The 17,030-nt window shown below is 69.8% G+C and carries 20 protein-coding genes; 12 read left to right on the forward strand and 8 right to left on the reverse strand.

Translation table 11 applies throughout. The annotated features are described in order from the left end of the window. Positions 1 to 40: 40 nt before the first annotated feature. Both F4553_RS09940 and F4553_RS09945 read right to left on the reverse strand, forming a co-directional pair. Positions 41 to 910 carry an AfsR/SARP family transcriptional regulator gene (locus tag F4553_RS09940; protein ID WP_184834732.1) on the reverse strand — a complete coding sequence of 290 codons (870 nt, stop codon included), beginning with the start codon at positions 908 to 910 and terminating at the stop codon, positions 41 to 43. A 172-nt stretch (positions 911 to 1,082) separates the two neighbouring features. After that, positions 1,083 to 2,222 carry an NAD(P)/FAD-dependent oxidoreductase gene (locus F4553_RS09945; protein ID WP_184834734.1) on the reverse strand — a complete coding sequence of 380 codons (1,140 nt, stop codon included), beginning with the start codon at positions 2,220 to 2,222 and terminating at the stop codon, positions 1,083 to 1,085. A 66-nt stretch (positions 2,223 to 2,288) separates the two neighbouring features. Here F4553_RS09945 and F4553_RS09950 point away from each other — a divergent pair, with 66 nt between their 5' ends. Both F4553_RS09950 and F4553_RS09955 read left to right on the forward strand, forming a co-directional pair. Further along, positions 2,289 to 2,762 (forward strand): Rv0361 family membrane protein, encoded by a 474-nt coding sequence (locus F4553_RS09950; RefSeq protein WP_184834736.1) that lies wholly within the window; start codon positions 2,289 to 2,291, stop codon positions 2,760 to 2,762. Further along, on the forward strand, positions 2,755 to 3,552 hold the full coding sequence (locus F4553_RS09955) for a class I SAM-dependent methyltransferase (RefSeq protein ID WP_184834738.1): 798 nt from the start codon (positions 2,755 to 2,757) through the stop codon (positions 3,550 to 3,552). Before F4553_RS09950 ends, F4553_RS09955 begins: the two co-directional genes overlap by 8 nt. A gap of 45 nt (positions 3,553 to 3,597) precedes the next feature. Here the strand turns inward: F4553_RS09955 and F4553_RS09960 are convergent, their stop codons facing one another. Both F4553_RS09960 and F4553_RS09965 read right to left on the reverse strand, forming a co-directional pair. After that, positions 3,598 to 4,005: a hypothetical protein gene (locus F4553_RS09960; protein WP_184834740.1), complete on the reverse strand. Its 408-nt coding sequence runs from the start codon at positions 4,003 to 4,005 to the stop codon at positions 3,598 to 3,600. 23 nt (positions 4,006 to 4,028) lie between these two features. Further along, positions 4,029 to 4,688: a lysoplasmalogenase family protein gene (locus tag F4553_RS09965; protein WP_184834742.1), complete on the reverse strand. Its 660-nt coding sequence runs from the start codon at positions 4,686 to 4,688 to the stop codon at positions 4,029 to 4,031. Positions 4,689 to 4,731: 43 nt separating this feature from the next. On the opposite strand from F4553_RS09965, the gene F4553_RS09970 reads away from it, so the two are divergent. The 4 genes from F4553_RS09970 to F4553_RS09985 all read left to right on the forward strand — a co-directional run bounded on the left by F4553_RS09970 (position 4,732) and on the right by F4553_RS09985 (position 7,088). Then, positions 4,732 to 5,550, forward strand: coding sequence for a TrmH family RNA methyltransferase (locus F4553_RS09970; RefSeq protein WP_184834744.1), 819 nt, complete (start codon positions 4,732 to 4,734; stop codon positions 5,548 to 5,550). 133 nt (positions 5,551 to 5,683) lie between these two features. Next, a complete protein-coding gene (locus tag F4553_RS09975; protein ID WP_184834746.1) occupies positions 5,684 to 6,349 on the forward strand; it encodes a glycerophosphodiester phosphodiesterase in 666 nt (221 codons plus the stop codon). An 11-nt stretch (positions 6,350 to 6,360) separates the two neighbouring features. Beyond that, positions 6,361 to 6,504 carry a hypothetical protein gene (locus F4553_RS09980; protein ID WP_184834748.1) on the forward strand — a complete coding sequence of 48 codons (144 nt, stop codon included), beginning with the start codon at positions 6,361 to 6,363 and terminating at the stop codon, positions 6,502 to 6,504. Between the two features lie 11 nt (positions 6,505 to 6,515). Beyond that, the gene (locus tag F4553_RS09985) at positions 6,516 to 7,088 is read left to right on the forward strand and encodes a trimeric intracellular cation channel family protein (protein ID WP_184834750.1); all 573 of its coding nucleotides are present in this window, start codon (positions 6,516 to 6,518) and stop codon (positions 7,086 to 7,088) included. A 202-nt stretch (positions 7,089 to 7,290) separates the two neighbouring features. Here the strand turns inward: F4553_RS09985 and F4553_RS09990 are convergent, their stop codons facing one another. Both F4553_RS09990 and F4553_RS09995 read right to left on the reverse strand, forming a co-directional pair. Further along, positions 7,291 to 7,914: an SGNH/GDSL hydrolase family protein gene (locus tag F4553_RS09990; protein WP_184834752.1), complete on the reverse strand. Its 624-nt coding sequence runs from the start codon at positions 7,912 to 7,914 to the stop codon at positions 7,291 to 7,293. 12 nt (positions 7,915 to 7,926) lie between these two features. Next, positions 7,927 to 8,793, reverse strand: coding sequence for an SMP-30/gluconolactonase/LRE family protein (locus F4553_RS09995; protein ID WP_184834754.1), 867 nt, complete (start codon positions 8,791 to 8,793; stop codon positions 7,927 to 7,929). A gap of 129 nt (positions 8,794 to 8,922) precedes the next feature. On the opposite strand from F4553_RS09995, the gene F4553_RS10000 reads away from it, so the two are divergent. The 4 genes from F4553_RS10000 to F4553_RS10015 all read left to right on the forward strand — a co-directional run bounded on the left by F4553_RS10000 (position 8,923) and on the right by F4553_RS10015 (position 11,811). After that, the gene (locus F4553_RS10000) at positions 8,923 to 9,786 is read left to right on the forward strand and encodes a dioxygenase family protein (protein ID WP_184834756.1); all 864 of its coding nucleotides are present in this window, start codon (positions 8,923 to 8,925) and stop codon (positions 9,784 to 9,786) included. Positions 9,787 to 9,833: 47 nt separating this feature from the next. Continuing rightward, entirely contained in the window at positions 9,834 to 10,505 is a 672-nt protein-coding gene (locus F4553_RS10005) for a hypothetical protein (protein ID WP_184834758.1), read from the forward strand. An 86-nt stretch (positions 10,506 to 10,591) separates the two neighbouring features. Further along, positions 10,592 to 11,011, forward strand: a complete 420-nt coding sequence (locus tag F4553_RS10010) for a hypothetical protein (RefSeq protein WP_184834760.1) — start codon at positions 10,592 to 10,594, stop codon at positions 11,009 to 11,011. 116 nt (positions 11,012 to 11,127) lie between these two features. After that, a complete protein-coding gene (locus F4553_RS10015) occupies positions 11,128 to 11,811 on the forward strand; it encodes a DUF4386 domain-containing protein (RefSeq protein WP_184834763.1) in 684 nt (227 codons plus the stop codon). 151 nt (positions 11,812 to 11,962) lie between these two features. On the opposite strand, the gene F4553_RS10020 is transcribed toward F4553_RS10015, so the two are convergent. Next, positions 11,963 to 12,259, reverse strand: coding sequence for a hypothetical protein (locus F4553_RS10020; RefSeq protein WP_184834765.1), 297 nt, complete (start codon positions 12,257 to 12,259; stop codon positions 11,963 to 11,965). Positions 12,260 to 12,616: 357 nt separating this feature from the next. Here F4553_RS10020 and F4553_RS10025 point away from each other — a divergent pair, with 357 nt between their 5' ends. Both F4553_RS10025 and F4553_RS10030 read left to right on the forward strand, forming a co-directional pair. Beyond that, positions 12,617 to 13,735 carry a helix-turn-helix domain-containing protein gene (locus F4553_RS10025; RefSeq protein ID WP_184834767.1) on the forward strand — a complete coding sequence of 373 codons (1,119 nt, stop codon included), beginning with the start codon at positions 12,617 to 12,619 and terminating at the stop codon, positions 13,733 to 13,735. 86 nt (positions 13,736 to 13,821) lie between these two features. After that, positions 13,822 to 14,340, forward strand: coding sequence for an HD domain-containing protein (locus F4553_RS10030; RefSeq protein ID WP_184840564.1), 519 nt, complete (start codon positions 13,822 to 13,824; stop codon positions 14,338 to 14,340). 166 nt (positions 14,341 to 14,506) lie between these two features. On the opposite strand, the gene F4553_RS10035 is transcribed toward F4553_RS10030, so the two are convergent. Further along, a complete protein-coding gene (locus F4553_RS10035; RefSeq protein ID WP_184840566.1) occupies positions 14,507 to 16,945 on the reverse strand; it encodes a DUF7617 domain-containing protein in 2,439 nt (812 codons plus the stop codon). Between the last annotated feature and the right edge of the window lie 85 nt (positions 16,946 to 17,030).

A 17,030-nucleotide genomic window follows, 5' to 3' on the forward strand; every position in this document is an offset into this window, starting at 1 on the left:
TGCCGCTCCCCACCGTGTCACAGTGGAGCGGCTGCGCACATCAACCGGCTCTGCGCAGGAACCCCCGCTTCGCGGGCGGTGCCGCCGCCTCCCACCTCGCGACCTGCCCGCCACCGCGGCGATCGGCGCCGTGCTGCCACACGTTGCGCGGCGGCGCCGCCACCCGACCGCCGAACACGGGGTCGCCCCGCAGGATCGCCCGGTGCAGGATCTGCAGCTCCGCACCCGGCTCGATGCCGAGCTGCTCGGCGAGGGTGGCCCGGCACTCCCGGAAGAGCTCCAGCGCCTCGGCCCGGCGGCCGCACCGGTGCAGGGCCAGCATCGCCTGCCCGCGCAGCCGCTCCCGCATCGGCAGGGACCGTGTCAGCGCCACCAGGTCGGTGACCGCCTCGACGTGCCGGCCGAGGGCGAGCAGGACGTCGCCGTGGATCTCGTGTGCGCGTACGCGGGCCTCGATGAGCCGCCGCGACTCGTCCTCGACGGCGGGGGTGTCGCGGGCGTCGGCGAACGGGTCGCCGCTCCACAGGGCGAGCCCGCCGGCCAGCAGCTCCGCGGCCTTCGCGAGCTCACCGCGGCGGAAGGCGACCTCGGCGCGCTCGACCATCGCGCCGAAGCGCAGCGAGTCGAGGTCGCCCTCGGCGACCCGCAGCACGTAGCCGGAGGCACCGTGGCCGATGAGGCTCTCGTCGACGAGGGTCCGCCGCAGCCGGTGGACGTAGACCTGCATGACCTTGTGGGCGTTCGCCGGCGTGCGGCCCGCCCACAGCTCCTCGACGAGCGCGGGGCCGGGGATCGGACGGTTGGGCCGGCTGAGGAAGACCGCGAGCAGCCGGCGCAGTGAGGGTGCGAGCGGGACGGCTGTTCCGTCCCGGTGGGCCGCAAGCGGTCCCAGGACCCGGAAGGTCGTCACCGCGGTGCGGTGCCAGCCATCGAGCCGAGATGGTATCCAGACATCAACGTATCCCCCCGTGGCGTTCGGGATCCTCCCGACACCGGTCAAGCATCGACGGATGCCAGCCTCCGGCACAACGTCCGCTACTCCTGAGGAAAACACCCAGGTCGCAAGGGGTGGGATGGGAACGTCACACGATGTTGTGCTCCGCCAGGGCGATGCCGCCGCGGAAGCGCCGGACGTCGAGGGAGGAGATGTCGATCGCCTGCGGCGCTCCGAGATAGAGGTCGCGGATCGCCGCTCCCGCCGCCGGCCCCATCTGGAAGCCGTGCCCGGAGAAGCCCGCCGCGTAGAGCACCCGCGACATCCCCGGCACCTCCCCGATGATCTGGTTGTGGTCGGGTGTCACCTCGTAGAGGCCCGCCCAGGCCGACCGGATGCCGGCGTCCAGGATGGCCGGTGCGCGCCGCCCGATCAGCTCCACCAGCCGGTCGAGCCACTCCCCCGGCTCGTAGCGGGTGTCGAAACCCGGCGCCCGGTCGTGGTCCGAATAGGAGACCGCCAGCCCCGGACCCTCGCGGTGGAAGTAGAGCGTCGTGGGCATCTCGATCGTCAGCGGCGTCTCGCCGAGCCCGTCGACCGGCCCGGTGAAGACCACCTGCCGCCGGATCGGCACCACCGGCAGGTCGACCCCGGCCATCGCACCGACCGCGCCGCTCCAGGCACCGGCGGCCACTACCACGGTCCCGGCCGTGATCAGACCCCGGCCGGTACGCACACCGCGCACCACACCGCCGTCGAGCTCGATCCCGGTCACCTCGACCCCGGTGAGCAGCCGCGCACCGTGGCCCCGGGCGGCTCTCGCATACCCCTGCACCACGGCGTCCGGCGTCGCCTTCGCGTCGTCGGGCGACCACAGGGCCGCCACGATCCCGTCGGTGGAGATCAGCGGCGAGATCCGCTGCGCCTCCTCGGCCCCGATGATGTGGCTGCGGATGCCGTACTCCCGCTGCAGCGCCGAACACCGCTCGAACTCCGGCAGGTCGGCGGCGTCGGCGATGAGGAAGAGGTACCCCATCCGGTGGAAATCGATCTCCTGGCCGAAGCGGGCCCGGAACCCGGCGTACTCGCCGATGCCGTGCAGGCCCATCTCCAGATTGACCCGGGTGGTGTACGCGGACCTCGCCCCGCCGGCGGCTTTGCTCGTCGAGCCGGCGCCGAGCGTGTCGCGCTCGACCAGCGTGACCCGCACTCCCGCCGCGGCGAGGTGGTAGGCGCAGCTCACGCCGATGATGCCACCGCCGACGACGACCACGTCCGCATCCGTCATGCGAGAAATCCTCCCAGCCGCCCGGCCGCCGGGAAAATCTTGCGGCCGGGGTTTACCGTTCGGGCCATGTCGTACAGCCCGCCCCCGGACTCCTTCACACCTCCACCGACCGCGCAAGCACCCAAGCCCAAGCGCACCCTGCGCACCGTGCTCATCATCGTCGGCATCGTGCTCGTCCTGTGCTGCGGCGGCCTGGGCATCGGCGGCTACCTGCTCTACCGCGGCATCGACGAGGCGACGGGACCGGCCAACGACGCCACCGACGCGTTCATCGACGACATCGAGGCCGGCGCCTACCCGCAGGCCTACGCCCGCTACTGCGACCAGGTGCAGCGGAGGATCTCGGAGGAGACCTTCGTCCGGACCCAGTCGGCGCGGCCGAAGATCACCGGCCACGAGATCACCGGCACCAGCGTCAGCAACATCAACGGCAGGGTGTCGGCACGGGTCACCGTCAAGGCCACCCAGGCCGACGGCACCATCTTCACCCAGACCTTCGTCCTGGTCCGGCCGGATGAGACCTGGCAGATCTGTGAGTGACGCGACCGAGCCGCGCCAGCGCAGCCGGGTCTTCGGCGAGGTGGTGCAGGCCTACGAGAACGCCCGGCCCGACTACCCGGCGGCGCTCGTCACCGACGTGATCGCCTTCGCCGGACCCGGTCCCGCCCTGGAGGTCGGCGCCGGGACGGGCAAGGCGACGGTGGCCTTCGCCGCCCACGGGATCGACATCACCTGTGTGGAGCCGGATCCGCGGATGGCCGAGGCGCTCAGCCGCAACTGCGCGGCCCGCGTCATCGTGACCCCGTTCGAGTCGTGGCAGCCCGACCGCGAGTTCGGCCTGCTCTACGCCGCCCAGTCCTGGCACTGGGTCGACCCCGCGCGGCGCCTGGACCTGGCCCACGCGGCGCTGGCACCGGGCGGTGCGCTCGCCCTGTTCTGGAACAGCTTCTCCACCACCGACCAGCCGCTGCTCGAAGCGCTGACGGCGGTCGACACCCGGCATGGCGTGCCGGTCGGGTTCACCCCGCACGCCCGCCGCACCGAGGAGGTGCGCGCGGAGCGGACCGGCGCCTTCGACCAGGAGTGGCAGAGCCTGGACCTCGTCGACGACAGCCGCTTCACCGATCTGGAGATCCGCTACTACACCGGCGAGCGCACCTACACGACCGCCGACTACGTGGACCTGCTGGCGTCGATCTCGCACTACCGGATCCTCGACACCGAGCAGCTCGACGGCGTACTCGCCGAGGTGGCCCGGGTGATCGACGCCCGCGGCGGCACGATCGGGCTCGACATCACCACGGACCTGGCGCTGGCCCGGCGGATCTGACGCGCGTCGTGGTCCCCGGCAGGCGCGCCGGGGACCACGACGTTCTCAGCTGGTGGGCTGCGGCGTCGGCGGCGCCGTGGGCAGCACCGGAGCCGGTGCTCCCGGAGCACCCGGAGGGCCCGGCAGCGGGAAGCGGCGCGTCTGCGGCGGCTGCTGCCGCAGCGGACCCCGTTCGCGCTGGTCCACGATGCGCGGACCCCTGTCGAAACGCTGGTTGTGCTGCCGCTCGTGCCGGTCGCCGTGGTGGCTCACGAGCGCCACCACGCCGCCGCCGACCGCGCAGCCGATGAGCAGGCCGACGAGGCCCACGGCGGTGAACTGCAGCGGCCGGCTCTGCAGGAGTCCCCTGGTCGCCGGCGCGGGCGCGGGCGCCGGTGCCGGAGCTGGTGTCGGCTCCACCGGCGCGGCCGGTGGCGGTGTCGCGGTGCCTTCTTCGTCTGGGGTATCGGACATCTTCACAGGATGTGCGCTCAACCTCAAAGCACGCTGGCAGTCCGGGCCCGCTGGTAGCGCAACCACCCGAACGCCAGCAACGTCTGTGCGGCCAGGTAGGTCAGCATCACCCAGATCGGCGGGCCGGGCAGCTCGGCGGCGCCCGCCGCGTCGACGGCGATGAGCAGGTCCGAGGTGAGGAAGAGCAGCCCGCCCAGGCCGGTCCGCCAGCCGAACGCCGACGACGTCGCCGCCGTCGTCGCCAGCGCCAGCCCGTAGGCGGTCATCGGCACGGCGAGCCCGATCTCCGCCAGCCCCGGCCACAACCAGATCAGCGCGGCGCCGAGCAGCACCGCGACGCCGATCGGCACCGCCAGCACCGGCCAGCGGCGCAGCCGGGCCAGCGCACCGTGCCGGACGAAGGTGGTGATGTAGCAGATGTGCGCACCGAGGAAGAAGACCATGCCCGCGAGGAACCACAGGTCGCCGCTGCCGAGCAGGGCGATGTCGCCCGCCGTGGAGAAGGCCAGCGCCGCGGTGAACCCGCGCACCGGCACCGCGCTGCCCCGGGCCGCCCGCCACAGCCACAGCGCCAGCAGCGGCATCAGCAGCGGCTTGGTGATCCAGAAGACGACGTCGTTCTCGACTCCGGCACTGATCAGGTTGGCGACGGCGACGACGGCGTACGCGATGAGGACCGGCATGGGTGATCTCCAGGGTGTGGGGTTCGGGCAGCATACTGTCCTGATGGGTTCCACGACAGTGCGGGTGACCGTGCGAAACGCCCGGTTCCAGCAGTGGCAGTCGCTGCTCACCAATCGCAACGCCCGGCATCGGCACCGGCAGTTCCTCGTCCACGGCGTACGCCCGATCAGCCTCGCGGCCGAGCACGGCTGGCAGTTCGCGGCACTGCTCTACCCCGGGGGCCGGCGGCTGTCGCGCTGGGCCGACGACCAGCTGTCCCAGGCGGGCGGCGACCTGGTCGAGATGGCCCCCGAGCTGCTCGACGAGCTGTCGGGCCGGGAGGAGACGCCCGAGCTGATCGCGGTCGTGACGATGCCCGAGGACGACATCGAGCAGATCCGCGTCGACGGCGGCCCGGTCGTCGTCTTCGACCGGCCCGGCAGCCCCGGCAACCTCGGCACGCTGATCCGCTCCGCCGACGCGTTCGGCGCGGGCGGCGTCGTCGTCACCGGCCACGCCGCCGACGTCTACGACCCCGCGACGGTCCGGGCCAGCACCGGTTCGATCTTCTCCATGCCGTCGGTACGCGTGGACGCGCCCACCCGGGTCGCCGGCTGGCTCGCCGGGCTGCGCGAGTCCGGTTCACCGGTCCGCCTGATCGGCACCGACGAGTCGGCGACGGTGGAGCTCGCCGACGCCGACCTCACCGGTCCGCTGGTGATCGTCGTGGGCAACGAGACGACCGGCATGTCCGCCGCGTGGCGCGACGCCTGCGACGAGGTGGTCCGCATCCCGATCGGCGGCGCCGCGAGCAGCCTCAACGCCGCGGTCGCCGGCAGCATCGTCCTCTACCAGTCCCACCTGCAGCGCCGCGCCCCGTAGAGCGCCCACCTCCTGAATTTTAATGCTGGACACGCCGCGAAAAGCGTCACAAAGGTCAGGATCGACTTCGCGCTAAACGATCCTGACGTTTGTTGCAGATCCCGCGGCGTGTCCAGCATTAAAGTTCAGGGTGGTGGAGATCTCGGCGCACTACGGGCGGACGATGGGGGTCGGCGAGCTTCTTGCCGCCGCTGAGCACGCTGAGCTGGTCGAGTTCGACGTGCGGCGGTGCGGCGACGGGGTGCTGGTCTGCCATCACGATCCGCGGGTGGGGGGCAGGCGGGGGCCCGCCGTCGGGGCGCTCACCTATGCCGAGCTCTGCGCGGTGGCGGGGACGGACGTCCCGACCTGCGAGGAGGTCATGGCCGGTCTGGCGGGTCGCGCTCGCGGGCACATCGACCTGAAGGAGTCGGGGTACGAGGACCGGCTGGTCCAGATGGCGATCTCCCTGATGAGCGAGGACGGGTTCGTGGTGACGACCACCGCCGACGAGTCGATCGCGCGGATCACGCGGGGTTTTCCCGGCGTACCCACCGCGTTGTCCTTGGGAAGGCAGGTGCACGACGCCTGGCCGCTGCGCCGGGTCGCGGCGTGCGGGGCCTCGGGCGTGGCGCTGCACCGGCGGCTCGCACCGGCGCTGCTGGGGCGAGCGGCGCGGGCCGGGCTGACCACGATGGTCTGGACCGTCAACGGCGACGCGCAGATCGAGCGGTGCCTGCGCGATCCGCGGATCGACGTGCTCATCACCGACCGGCCGGACTTCGCCGCGAAGCGCCGCATCGCAGTCGGACAAATATGATGCAATAGGGCATGCTCGCCAACCCCTGGACCGACTGGACGTTCGGCGACTTCACGATCATCGACCTCATCGCGGCGACCACCAACGCCTTCAACGCGGCGCTGCTCGTGCGGCGGCCCGACCACTACAAGCACTTCACCGTGTCGGCATCCTGATCTTCGCCGTCATGGGCGGCGTCGCCGGCGGCATCAGCCGCGACGTGCTGCTGATGCAGATCCCGGCGCCGCTGCTCAATCCGATGTACCTCGTGCTGACCATCCTCGCGGCCCTGCTCGCGATGCGGATCGAATACAACGCGGGCCAGAAGTTCCGCGAGGGCCTGTTCCAGTTCGCGACGTCGCTCTCCCTGCCCTGGTACGCCGTGATCGGCGCCGGCAAAGCCCTCGACGCGGGGCTGCCGCTGCTCACGGCGGTGGTGATCGGCGTCGTCGGCGCCACGGCCGGGCGGTTCATCATCGACCTGACCTGCGGCGTCACGCCGAAGCAGTTCATCCGGGGCGAGTGGTTCGTGGGGACGGCGGTGCTCGCGTCGGTCGTCTACGTGGCGTGCTTCGCCTGGCTGCACTGGGGTGTGTGGTCCTCGACGCTGGCGGCGTTCACGGTCGCGTTCGTGTTCCGCTACACCGCGATGCTGCGCGGGTGGGAGGAGCCGGAGCCCTGGATGCCGCCGGAGCTGGCGGTGGAGACCCCCCGCCCCGCCATCCAGGACCAGCTCCGCAAGGAGTTCGGCGACTCCTGACGCCCCGGACACCACGCCCGCGGGCCGCCGCGGCCCGGGCGCCGAGATCGCCGCAACTCTTCAAGAGTTGGTCCCATTGGACCGCATGGGTGCGCCACGCGCACCCATGCACGTCACGATCAAGATCGCCGCAACTCTTGAAGAGTTGCGACGATCTTGGCGCACGAGCCCGGAAGCAGCGAGCGGGGCTGGGCGACAGGTACTAGTTGATCAGGTCCAGGTAGGCCTGGGCGATCACGGCATGGCCGGGCAGTCCGGGGTGGACCTGGTCGTCGGCCCAGTCGGCGGGGCTCGTCGACGCCAGCACCGTGTTGAAGGCGGCCTGGGTGCGCACGTGCAGCGCGTTGAACTCCTCGGCGAGCGTCGCCACGACGGCGCAGTAGCGGTCGGTGTCGGCTCGCTGGGGTTGCGCGGGGTCGGGCTCGATGAAGTACGGGTCGGCGAGGATCAGCCGGCAGCCGGTGCGCTCCACGACGGTCTTGAGCAGCCCGCGCAGCGTCACGGTGAACTCGTCGATCGGGACGGCGTCGGCCTCGTATCCCGGCTGGTGCGCGCGCCAGATGTCGTTGATGCCGATCATCACCGACAGCCAGTCGGGCTGCTCGGCGATCGCGTCGGTCTCCCATCGCCGCACCAGGTCGCGCACGGTGTCGCCGCTGATGCCCCGGTTGACCCAGGTCAGTCCCACGGACGGATGGCGCGCGGTGGTGAAGGAGCGGACCAGGTTCATGTAGCCGTCGCCGTAGGGCGCGTACTCGTCGCGGCGGCCGCAGTCGGTGATGCTGTCGCCGATGAAGACGACCCGCTGTCCCGGTTGGAAGATCATGAGGTAACCCTTTCAGCCCGCGAAGCGGTCGACGGCCCGGCCCACGGCGTCGCCCGGGCGGTAGGAGTAGGTCAGCCCCGCGCCGGGCTGACCCGCGCTGTCGCCGACCGAGGCGGTGGTGATGACGAGCAGGTCCAGGTCGGGACCGGCGAAGGTGCACGAGGTGACCCGGGAGGTGGGCAGGGTGACGGTGCGCTCCAGCGTGCCGTCGGGCGCGTAGCGGCGCACCATCCCGCCGCCCCAGGCGGCGACCCAGACGAAGCCCCCGCCGTCGATGCACATCCCGTCGGGCATCCCGGCGTCCTCGGGGAACTCGGCGAACGGCCGCCGACCGCTGATCTCGCCGGTGGCGAGGTCGTAGTCGAAGGCGTCGATGCGCCGGGTGGGCGTGTCGATGTAGTACATGGTGGCGGCGTCGACGGACCAGCCGAGGCCGTTGGAGACGGTGACGCCGTCGAGGATCCGGACCAGCCTGCCGTCGGCCGGGTCCAGGCGGTAGAGGGCGCCGGTCGCGGAGCGCTCCTTCTTGTTCATGGTGCCGACCCACAGGCGCCCGGCCGGGTCGGCCTTGGCGTCGTTGGCCCGCAGGTCGATCTGGACGGTGTCGTGAAAGGGGATCAGCGGGTGCAGGGTGCCGTCGGCGTCGGCGAGGACGACCCCGGCCGACATGCAGAGCACGACGCCGCCGCCCGCTCTCGGTACGGCGGCGCTGACCAATTCGTCGAAGGGGGTCTCGCCCGCCTCCCCGGTGGCGAGGTCGCGCCACAGCAGCCGCTCGGCTCCGACATCGACCCAGCTCACCCGGCCTGTTCGATCGTCGAACGATGGTCCCTCGCCGAGTACGCAGGGCCGGTCGTCGAAGATCTCGGCTGACGTCATGGCAGTGAGACTACCGATCCCGCGCACCGGCGTCAGGCGGCAATCACGGTCGGTCACGGTGTGCCAGGTCACCGAGGTGCACGCCCAGAATAGTTGAGCGTTCAATAAAAGAGGGCTACGCTGGGGAGCATGACCACGGCGTACCCACTGGATCTGCATGAAGCCGCCGCCCTGCCGGCGAGCCGCGACCAACGCGTCTGGACCCCGCAGGACGGTGCCCTCCCCGCGCTTTACCTCAGCCACGGCGCTCCCCCGCTCTTCGAGGAGTCGTCATGGATGACCGAGCTCTTCGATTGGGCACAGTCGATGCCCAAGCCCAAGGCGATCCTGATCGTCAGCGCCCACTGGGAGTCCGCCCCGGTCAGCCTCTCCGCCAGCGGCACCGCCGTGCCGCTCGTCTACGACTTCGGCGGTTTCGCGCAGCGCTACTACGAGATGACCTACCCGACGCCGGACGCCGCCGACCTGGCCCGGCGGGTCGCCGCGATGCTGCCCGCCAACGAGCGCGTGCACCAGCACCCCAGCCGCGGCCTCGACCACGGCGCCTGGGTGCCCCTCAAGGTGATGTACCCGGCGGCCGACGTGCCGACGCTGCAGCTCAGCCTGCCCACGCACGACCCGGCGAAGCTGCTCGCACTCGGCGCACGCCTCAAGCCGCTGCGCGACGAGGGCGTGCTCATCATCGGGTCCGGCTTCATGACCCACGGCCTGCCCTTCCTCAGCCGCGGGCACTTCACCGGCGCCGAAGGCCCTCCCGGCTGGTCCCGCGACTTCGACACCTGGGCCGCCGAGGCGCTGGCCCGGGGCGATGTGGACGCGCTCGCCGACTACGCCCGGCTCGCGCCCGGGATGCCTTACGCCCATCCGACGGTGGAGCACTACACGCCGCTGTTCGTCACCCTCGGCGCCGCGACCGACCCCGAGGCACCAGCGGTGACCACGGTCGACGGCTTCTTCTTCGGCCTCTCCAAGCGCTCGGTCCAGGTCGCCTGAGATCGGCGGGGCAGCGCCGCCGCCCCGCCGCCTCTATCGTCTGGCCGATGGCCATCAACACCACCCGGGGGTACGCCCTCCTGCCGCTCGCTCCGATCCCGATCCTCGGGGGGCAGGTGGGGCTGCTCATCCTCTTGCGCGCGTTTCCCCTGGACGCGTTGAGCGGTCTCGCCGTCGTCGGCACCAACCCCGGCTTCATCCTGGCCGCGCTGACGACCGCCGTGATCGCCTGGTTCGCCGGACGGTGGGCGGCGGGTTGGGCACTGGCGCCCGCCGCCACGGCGCGATCGCTCGTGCTGCCGCTGCTCGGCACGCTCGTCGTCACGGCCCTGATCGCGCTGATCCCCTACGAGAAGCCGGAGCTCATCGCGGGCGCCCTCGTCTGGCTGGTGCTGATGGTCGCCGGGCTCGCGGGTGCGGCACAGCTGTCGGCCGCCGGGCATCCGCGCTGGGCCGGTCTGGCCGGTGGAGCGGCGGCATTCGTCGCACTGGAGCTGAGCGTGATCGTCGCGGTGCTGCTGCGCTTCACGCCGACGCCGGAAGAGCCGCTCTCCCTGGCCGGCGCCCCGCTCTGGTACCCCAGCTCCCTCGGCCTGGATCTGCCGCTCGGCTCGATGTGGTTCGTCGGCGACCTCGTCGACCTCCTGCCCATCGCACTGACCGCACCGTCGGTCTTCGTGGTCGCCTTCGTCCTCGCCGGATCCCGCCGCCCCTCATGAGCTGAGCGAAGTTAAGAAAACTTGACACGATGTCTGCGACGCCTTACATTTCACCATGTCAACTTTGTTTTACATGGGAGGCAGACATGTCGTACGAGGAGAAGGGCGCGTGGGTCTACCTCACCGTTGTCATCGGCGCCTACGGCGGCTACCTCGCGGTGCTGATCGACCGGCTCGGGAGCACGCCCGTCAGCGAGGTGCCGTTCGTCGGCACGCTGCTGTGGAGCCTGGGCATCTCGATCGGGCTGTCGATCGTCGGCCGGATCGCCGTGGAGATCGCCAAGCCCAGCGACAGCTACCGGGTCGACGCCCGGGACAGGGAGATCAACCGGCTCGGTGAGCGGGTCGGCGGGGGCGTGCTCGCGGCCGCCATGATCGTCCCCTTCGGCCTCTCGCTCGCCGACGCCGACAACTTCTGGGTGGCGAACGCCATCTACGCCGCGTTCGTGCTCTCCGCGCTGGTCAGCACACCCGTGAAGCTGATCGCGTACCGCCAGGGCATGTAGTCGCCTGCCCCCTCCCGCTCACTGCACCTTCGCTCTCCGCGCTTTCGCCTGCTGCGCTCTCGCCGCACACACGGCGCCATTCGCCGTGCCCTCAGTCCATTCCGCCAGGAGTTCCCATGTCCTCACCGCAGCGCCTCGCCCGGATCGCCGGCTTCTTCTACCTGCTGCTCGCCGTCTTCGGCGGCTTCGCCGAACTCTTCGCCCGATCCAACGTCGTCGAACCCGGCAACGCCGCCGCGACCGCCGACAACATCGTGGCGCACGCGACGCTCTTCCGGATCGGCTTCGTCAGCGACCTGATCGGGGTCGCCTGCTTCCCGATCGTCGCGATGCTGCTCCACCGGTTGCTCCGGCATGTCAGCCGGGAGGGGGCCCGCGCGATGCTGATCTTCGTGATCATCGCGACGGCGATCACCGGGGCCAACCTGCTCAATCATTTCGCCGCGCTGACGATCGCCACCGATCCCGGGTTCGCGGCGGCGCTCGGAGCGGACGGTTCCGACGCGCTGGTGCTGCTCTTCACCAGCCTGCACAGCCACGGGTACCTGATCGCGCAGGTCTTCTTCGGACTGTGGCTGCTGCCGCTGGGGTGGATGGCGTACACGTCCGGGCTCTTCCCCAAGGCGCTCGGGGTGACGTTGATGCTCGGGTGCGTCGCCTACCTGGTGGATCTGCTGCTGCGGTTCCTGGCTCCCGCTCTTGGCGGGGAGATCTCGGCTTTCGTGCTGATCCCGTCAGTGGTCGCGGAGTTCTGGATGGTCGGCTACCTGCTGATCAAGGGCGTCCGGGCCACCGCATGACGAGATCTTGGCGTGGAGGTGTCGCTGGAGCGGCACCTCCACGCCAAGATCTTCGCTGCATCTAGCCAAGATCGCAGATCTTGGCTAATTGGGCTTGCCATGACGAGCCCTCAACGCCATGAGTTGCGATCTTGAGCGCTACACGGTTCACCTAGCGCGAATCCTGCTCTCCCTTGACCTGCATCAGATGCACCCAGAAGGCGCCCGTCGCCATCGGCACACCGCAGGCCACCTGGAGCCCTTGAATAGCAAGGGTGCTTCCCTCGCACGGCACATCCGTTGTGCCGCAGGACTCACATGAGCCCTCGAATGGTTCATGCTCAGCGAGCAACTCACGGGCCACCGCCCACATCCTCAGATCCGCGCACGCATCAGGCGGCTCCTCCGGCGGATCAGCCAGGTCAAAGGGCGGTATGGAAGCACCCACACCGCGAGTGACGTCAGTCATGATCTTCCCTCCCAATCGAATGGATCATTTCGGGAGGCGGGGCGACGAGGTATGGCGCAGTCCCCTCCTCCCTGAGGAATGGACTGCGGTTCGTGCCGTTCGACGCGCTGAGGCGGAAGAATCGGAAGCATCATCGTCGGCTGAACCATCCAGCGTGGGAGTACATACAGCCGATAGACCGGGTAGCCATCGGCATTACCTAGCTCATCCGCATCCACGTCCAACTCCCGCTCTGCACCTAGCACGAATTGCACTGTCCGATCTGCAAGTGGGACAGTATCGATGCGACGCCCCGATGTAGACTTACCCGATGTACGAGTAGTCGCAGCTAAGCCGGCATGGAATAGGGTCAGGGCGATGCGATTTAAAGTCGAAACACTGCACGGCAGTAAGAGTTTGCCGTACCGGCGAGGACTCCTCTCAGGATTCCTCTGGAAACTGATTCGTGAATCGTTGTCCCTGACGCAGTCCCAACTGGCCGAGGCGCTTCAAGTAGACATCGCCACCATCCAGGGCTGGGAGACCGGGCGACGCCCGTTGACGGCGATCCGCATTGCCGACTTGGCGCACCTGCGCATACGACTCATCCGACACGGCGCGCATCCACACCTGTTCAAGGTGCTCTGTGACGCCATAGAGGCCGACCTGATCATCGAGTTCGCCATCGAGCATGGCCGCTCCGTGGCCGACTCACGCTGGCATCCGCTCGCGGCCACCGTTCATCGGCGCGACCTGACGAACCTGATCACCTGGCCCTTCACCGGTGTGCTACCCACGCAGCTCAACGGGCTGGTTCGAGAAGCCTCTTCACGACGCGGACCCAGCTCTCATCGACCGGCATTGAGCGTTAGTGAACGGACTCGATTCTTCACACACCTCCTCGCCGTAGCCGACAGGAAGCGTGACCCGGCAGATGCCCTGCTCAGACGCCAGGCTACCTACCTTCTGGCGTTCGACTCCGAGCAGAGCACAGCTGCCTGGCTTGTCGACGAGCATCGACGCGCACTACGCTCCGCACGCTCTGGCGATGACGTTTCCACCTGGGTCGAAGTCCGGTCGGCGTCCGTCGCACTGGCTCGATACGGCTTTCACGAACCGTTGCTCGATTTCGTCGGAAGCGGCCTCGACAGCGATACCCAAGCCCTCGCGAACATCAATTACTGGGCGTACTGGGTCGGTGAGGTCGCCGACACGTACACCGATGACGGCTTCATGCGGTCTAACGACCCGCGAACGGCTAACGGGAGTCGCCTGCTGGAACACCTCGTTGATCGGCTCGACACCGGCCACGAGCAGATCGAGCTCTACATTCACACGCTGTGGCATCTACTGTTGATTCGCCCTGGCATGGCACACCACCTGCCCGAATTGCGGTCCCGAGCGCAGGCGGGGATCGGAAACCTTGACAGCGCGAACCTGACTGGCCGAGCGCGGCAGAAGCTGTCTGACGTAACGTACGCACTCAGACTCTCGTAGCTTGGAGTGACCACGTGATCAACCCTGAGGACACCCGATCAGGTGACGAACGTGACGGACAGGGCATTGCCCAGTTCGCCTTCGAGATGGGTGTCCTCAAAGGAGTTCGTCGAGCAGGTTGGTGGCACGCAGGCATCCGTGATCCGGAGTCCGTGGCCGAGCACAGCCTTCGCGTCGCCCAGTTGGCCGCGCTCCTCGCTGCCGAGGAGGGCGGCGACCCGGCCCGAGCAGCACTCCTCGCGATCTGGCATGACTCCCAGGAGACCCGCACGGGCGACCTGCCGCACACCGCCAAACGGTATGTGACCGGTCCGGATCCTCAGTCGATCACGGCAGATCAGACGGCCGCAATGCCCGGACCGGCCGCGAAGGTGGTCCGCGAAGCGGTTTCGGAGTTCGAGGCACGGACCACCATCGAAGCGATGTGTGCCCGCGACGCCGACAAGCTCGAATGCCTCATCCAGGCGATCGAATACCGGGCGGCGGGTAACACCTCGGTGCAGGGCTGGATCGACTCGTCCCGGCGCGCTCTCGTCACGCAGACCGCGATGAGGGTCGCCGACGCGGCGCTCGCGATGTCACCGCTGAAGTGGCGGGACCGCTGACAGCGGATTGATCGCGTTGTTTCCGTGAAATTGGCCCCTCAACAGCAAGGCGAGGGGCCAATTTCACGGAAACAACGCGATCACGAGCCGCGAGTCGCGCTCGGCACGCGCATACGCCGAGATGCCGGGTGCTGTCCGCCGACAGCACCCGGCATCCGGCAACGACCTAGAGGGCGGTACGCACGGGGGCACGCCCCGCCGACTGGTCGTTGGGGTTACCGAGAATGCACAGGAGGGAGCAGGCGGTCGCCGAGGACGGCGCCGTCGTGGTGGGCGGTGTGTTCGGCGGTGCACCGGCAGCGGTGAAGGTGGCGCTCGCCGTGTTGGTCAGCGGCAGCAGCACCAGGAACGTCGAGCAGAACACCTGCTTGCTCGCCCCCGGCGCCAGGGTGAAGGTCCCGCCGGCGGAGACGCAGCCCGGCACCACCTGGTCGTTGATGGTCACCCCGGCCGCGGCCACGCCGCCCGAGTTGGTCACGGTGATCCGCCAGTACGCCGTACCCAGCAGGCCGAGCAGCCCGACGGGGGTCGTCTTGGCCCACGGGCCGGGACCACCGGGACCGCAGCGCGAGGCCCGCGTGTCCTGGCAGATCTCCTTGTTGACCGTGACGACGGGCTGGCACTCGGTGCCGGGCGCGATCGGCACGGTGACCGTGTTGGAGGTGAAGGCGCCGGCCGGATCGGTGCCGCTCGCCGTGTTGGTGACGCTCGTGACCGAGCAGGCGCTGCTCAGCTTCGTCTTGAAGCACAACTGCGGCGCGTCGCCCTGATAGCTGACGACGATGTTGGGCTGGTTGCCGCCGGTGAAGTCGGCGGTGCTGAGCAGCACCAGCCGGGCGTTGACGACGATCGCCGGGTTGGCGGCGACGGAGATGCCGGACAGGTCCAGGCTGCCGTCGGGGGCGAAGGCCGGCGTCGCGATCACGGTGCCGCCCGGGTCGGTGACGGTGGCGGTGGAGTTGCCGAGGTCGACGTTGGTGAGGGTGATGTTCTCCAGCTTCGCGTCGCGGTATGCCTGGACGTGGCTGGTGCCGCCGTCGCAGTAGAAGGCGCCCGGGGTCAGGTTGACCGACGCTCCACTGCGGACACACGGGGAGCCGCCGGTGGCCGGGTCGACGGAGAAGAGCACCCCGGCGTCGCCGAGCGCGACGAGGCACTCCGTGGTCTCGTCGTAGTCGTAGCCGTAGTCGCGGGTGGCGCCGCCGTTGACGTTCGGGTGGGTCTTGGGGAAGGGGAAACCGGCGCAGACGGCCGACGCGGTCCAGTCCCAGCAGCCGGTGCCGCCGGCGAGGGAGCCGCCCCAGAAGGGGAAGTAGCTCTGCAGGTGGCCGTTGGGCGCGGTGACCGTCTCCGGGTTGAAGGTGAGCGCGCCGTTGGCGACCGAGCCGAACCCGCCGGGGGCGGCGATCGGCGTCCCGTCGATGGCGAAGCAGCCCACCACGGGCGGGCCGCCGGTGACGACCGGGGCGCAGGCGCCGCGCTCGCTGCCGTCGGTGCCGTAGGAGGTGAACGCGGCGTAGGAGTAGGAGCCCGCCGGTCCGACCGTCTTCGGCGTCGCCCACCCGGTGCAGGCGGCGGTGGTGGCCGGGTCGAAGCAGCCCAGCCGGACCGGTCCGCCGCTCGGCGAGGAGGAGGCGAAGACCTTGCCGCCGGCGAGCGTCAGCGATCCCAGGTAGTTGGCACCGCCTGGATTGTCGTTGTTGCCCGGGACGACCGCGGTGTAGGGCTGCCCCGCGCACGGGGTGAGTGACGCTATCGTCAGGCAGAGCACCTTGCCGGTGGTGTCGACGCCGTACATCTTGCCGTCGACGGCGACGAAGCCGGCCATGCCGTTGACCGCCGACGGCGAGCCGCCGAACGCGGTGAGCGGGACGTAGCCGCAGTTGGCCCGGTTAGGCATGTCGAGGCAGCCGACCCCGACGGAGGTGGTGGTGACGGCGGCGTAGAAGAGCTTGCCGGGGTAGGCGGGGTCGGTGACGTACTGAGGGGCCAGCGTCGACTGGATGTCACCGGTGAACCCGGCGCCGAGCGGGCCGACCGCCGTGTTGAGCGGCCGCGGCCAGGGCCCACCAGCGCAGGGCGAGTTGGTGAGCAGGTTGGTGCAGACGACCTTCGGCGCGGCGTGGTAAAGGTGGTGATAGGTGTTCCACGCCTCCACCTCGCCGTCGGGTCCCCGGTAGACATAGGCGGTGAAGCCGTCGCCGCCGGTCGGGGTGGGCTGGGTCTGCACCGGTGGGAGCAGCAGCCGGGCGAGGTTGGTGCCGCCGGGGTGGGCGTCGGGGTTCGTCGCGCGGACGGCGACGGTGCCGGTGGCGGGCTCGGTCGCGCCGAAGGTGGTGCCGTCGGTGGACCAGTTCGGCACCCAGCCCTGCGGGGTGCGCAGCGAGCCGGGCACGTAGCTCTGCGATCCGGGGGCACCGGCGATCTGGTCGGTGATGCTCGCGACCCCGCGCGCGCCGCTGTCGGCGTAGGAGAGCACCCAGTTGATCACGTCGCCGTGGCTCGCCGGGCTCGCTCCGGGGTGGGTGGTGTTCTGCGCGCTCTTCGTCAGAACGCTTGCGGCATAAGCGGAATGCGCATCCGCCGACACCGACGCATTCACCATTCCCAGCACGACGGACAGGCTGGCGGCCGCTGCCAGAACAATCGATTTTCGGGGTGATCGCACGATGACGAACTCCTTTGTCGGT

The organism is Allocatelliglobosispora scoriae, from assembly GCF_014204945.1.
In the GTDB taxonomy this organism is placed as follows: Bacteria; Actinomycetota; Actinomycetes; order Mycobacteriales; family Micromonosporaceae; genus Allocatelliglobosispora; species Allocatelliglobosispora scoriae.

Bases quoted from the DNA above. Each gene is read 5' to 3' on its own strand.
- F4553_RS09945 (WP_184834734.1), bottom strand. From the start codon at position 2,222: ATGACGGATGCGGACGTGGTCGTCGTCGGCGGTGGCATCATCGGCGTG.
- F4553_RS09950 (WP_184834736.1), top strand. From the start codon at position 2,289: ATGTCGTACAGCCCGCCCCCGGACTCCTTCACACCTCCACCGACCGCG.
- F4553_RS09960 (WP_184834740.1), bottom strand. From the start codon at position 4,005: ATGTCCGATACCCCAGACGAAGAAGGCACCGCGACACCGCCACCGGCC.
- F4553_RS09965 (WP_184834742.1), bottom strand. From the start codon at position 4,688: ATGCCGGTCCTCATCGCGTACGCCGTCGTCGCCGTCGCCAACCTGATC.
- F4553_RS09970 (WP_184834744.1), top strand. From the start codon at position 4,732: ATGGGTTCCACGACAGTGCGGGTGACCGTGCGAAACGCCCGGTTCCAG.
- F4553_RS09980 (WP_184834748.1), top strand. From the start codon at position 6,361: ATGCTCGCCAACCCCTGGACCGACTGGACGTTCGGCGACTTCACGATC.
- F4553_RS09985 (WP_184834750.1), top strand. From the start codon at position 6,516: ATGGGCGGCGTCGCCGGCGGCATCAGCCGCGACGTGCTGCTGATGCAG.
- F4553_RS09990 (WP_184834752.1), bottom strand. From the start codon at position 7,914: ATGATCTTCCAACCGGGACAGCGGGTCGTCTTCATCGGCGACAGCATC.
- F4553_RS09995 (WP_184834754.1), bottom strand. From the start codon at position 8,793: ATGACGTCAGCCGAGATCTTCGACGACCGGCCCTGCGTACTCGGCGAG.
- F4553_RS10000 (WP_184834756.1), top strand. From the start codon at position 8,923: ATGACCACGGCGTACCCACTGGATCTGCATGAAGCCGCCGCCCTGCCG.
- F4553_RS10005 (WP_184834758.1), top strand. From the start codon at position 9,834: ATGGCCATCAACACCACCCGGGGGTACGCCCTCCTGCCGCTCGCTCCG.
- F4553_RS10010 (WP_184834760.1), top strand. From the start codon at position 10,592: ATGTCGTACGAGGAGAAGGGCGCGTGGGTCTACCTCACCGTTGTCATC.
- F4553_RS10015 (WP_184834763.1), top strand. From the start codon at position 11,128: ATGTCCTCACCGCAGCGCCTCGCCCGGATCGCCGGCTTCTTCTACCTG.
- F4553_RS10020 (WP_184834765.1), bottom strand. From the start codon at position 12,259: ATGACTGACGTCACTCGCGGTGTGGGTGCTTCCATACCGCCCTTTGAC.
- F4553_RS10025 (WP_184834767.1), top strand. From the start codon at position 12,617: ATGCGATTTAAAGTCGAAACACTGCACGGCAGTAAGAGTTTGCCGTAC.
- F4553_RS10030 (WP_184840564.1), top strand. From the start codon at position 13,822: ATGGGTGTCCTCAAAGGAGTTCGTCGAGCAGGTTGGTGGCACGCAGGC.
- F4553_RS10035 (WP_184840566.1), bottom strand. From the start codon at position 16,945: ATGGTGAATGCGTCGGTGTCGGCGGATGCGCATTCCGCTTATGCCGCA.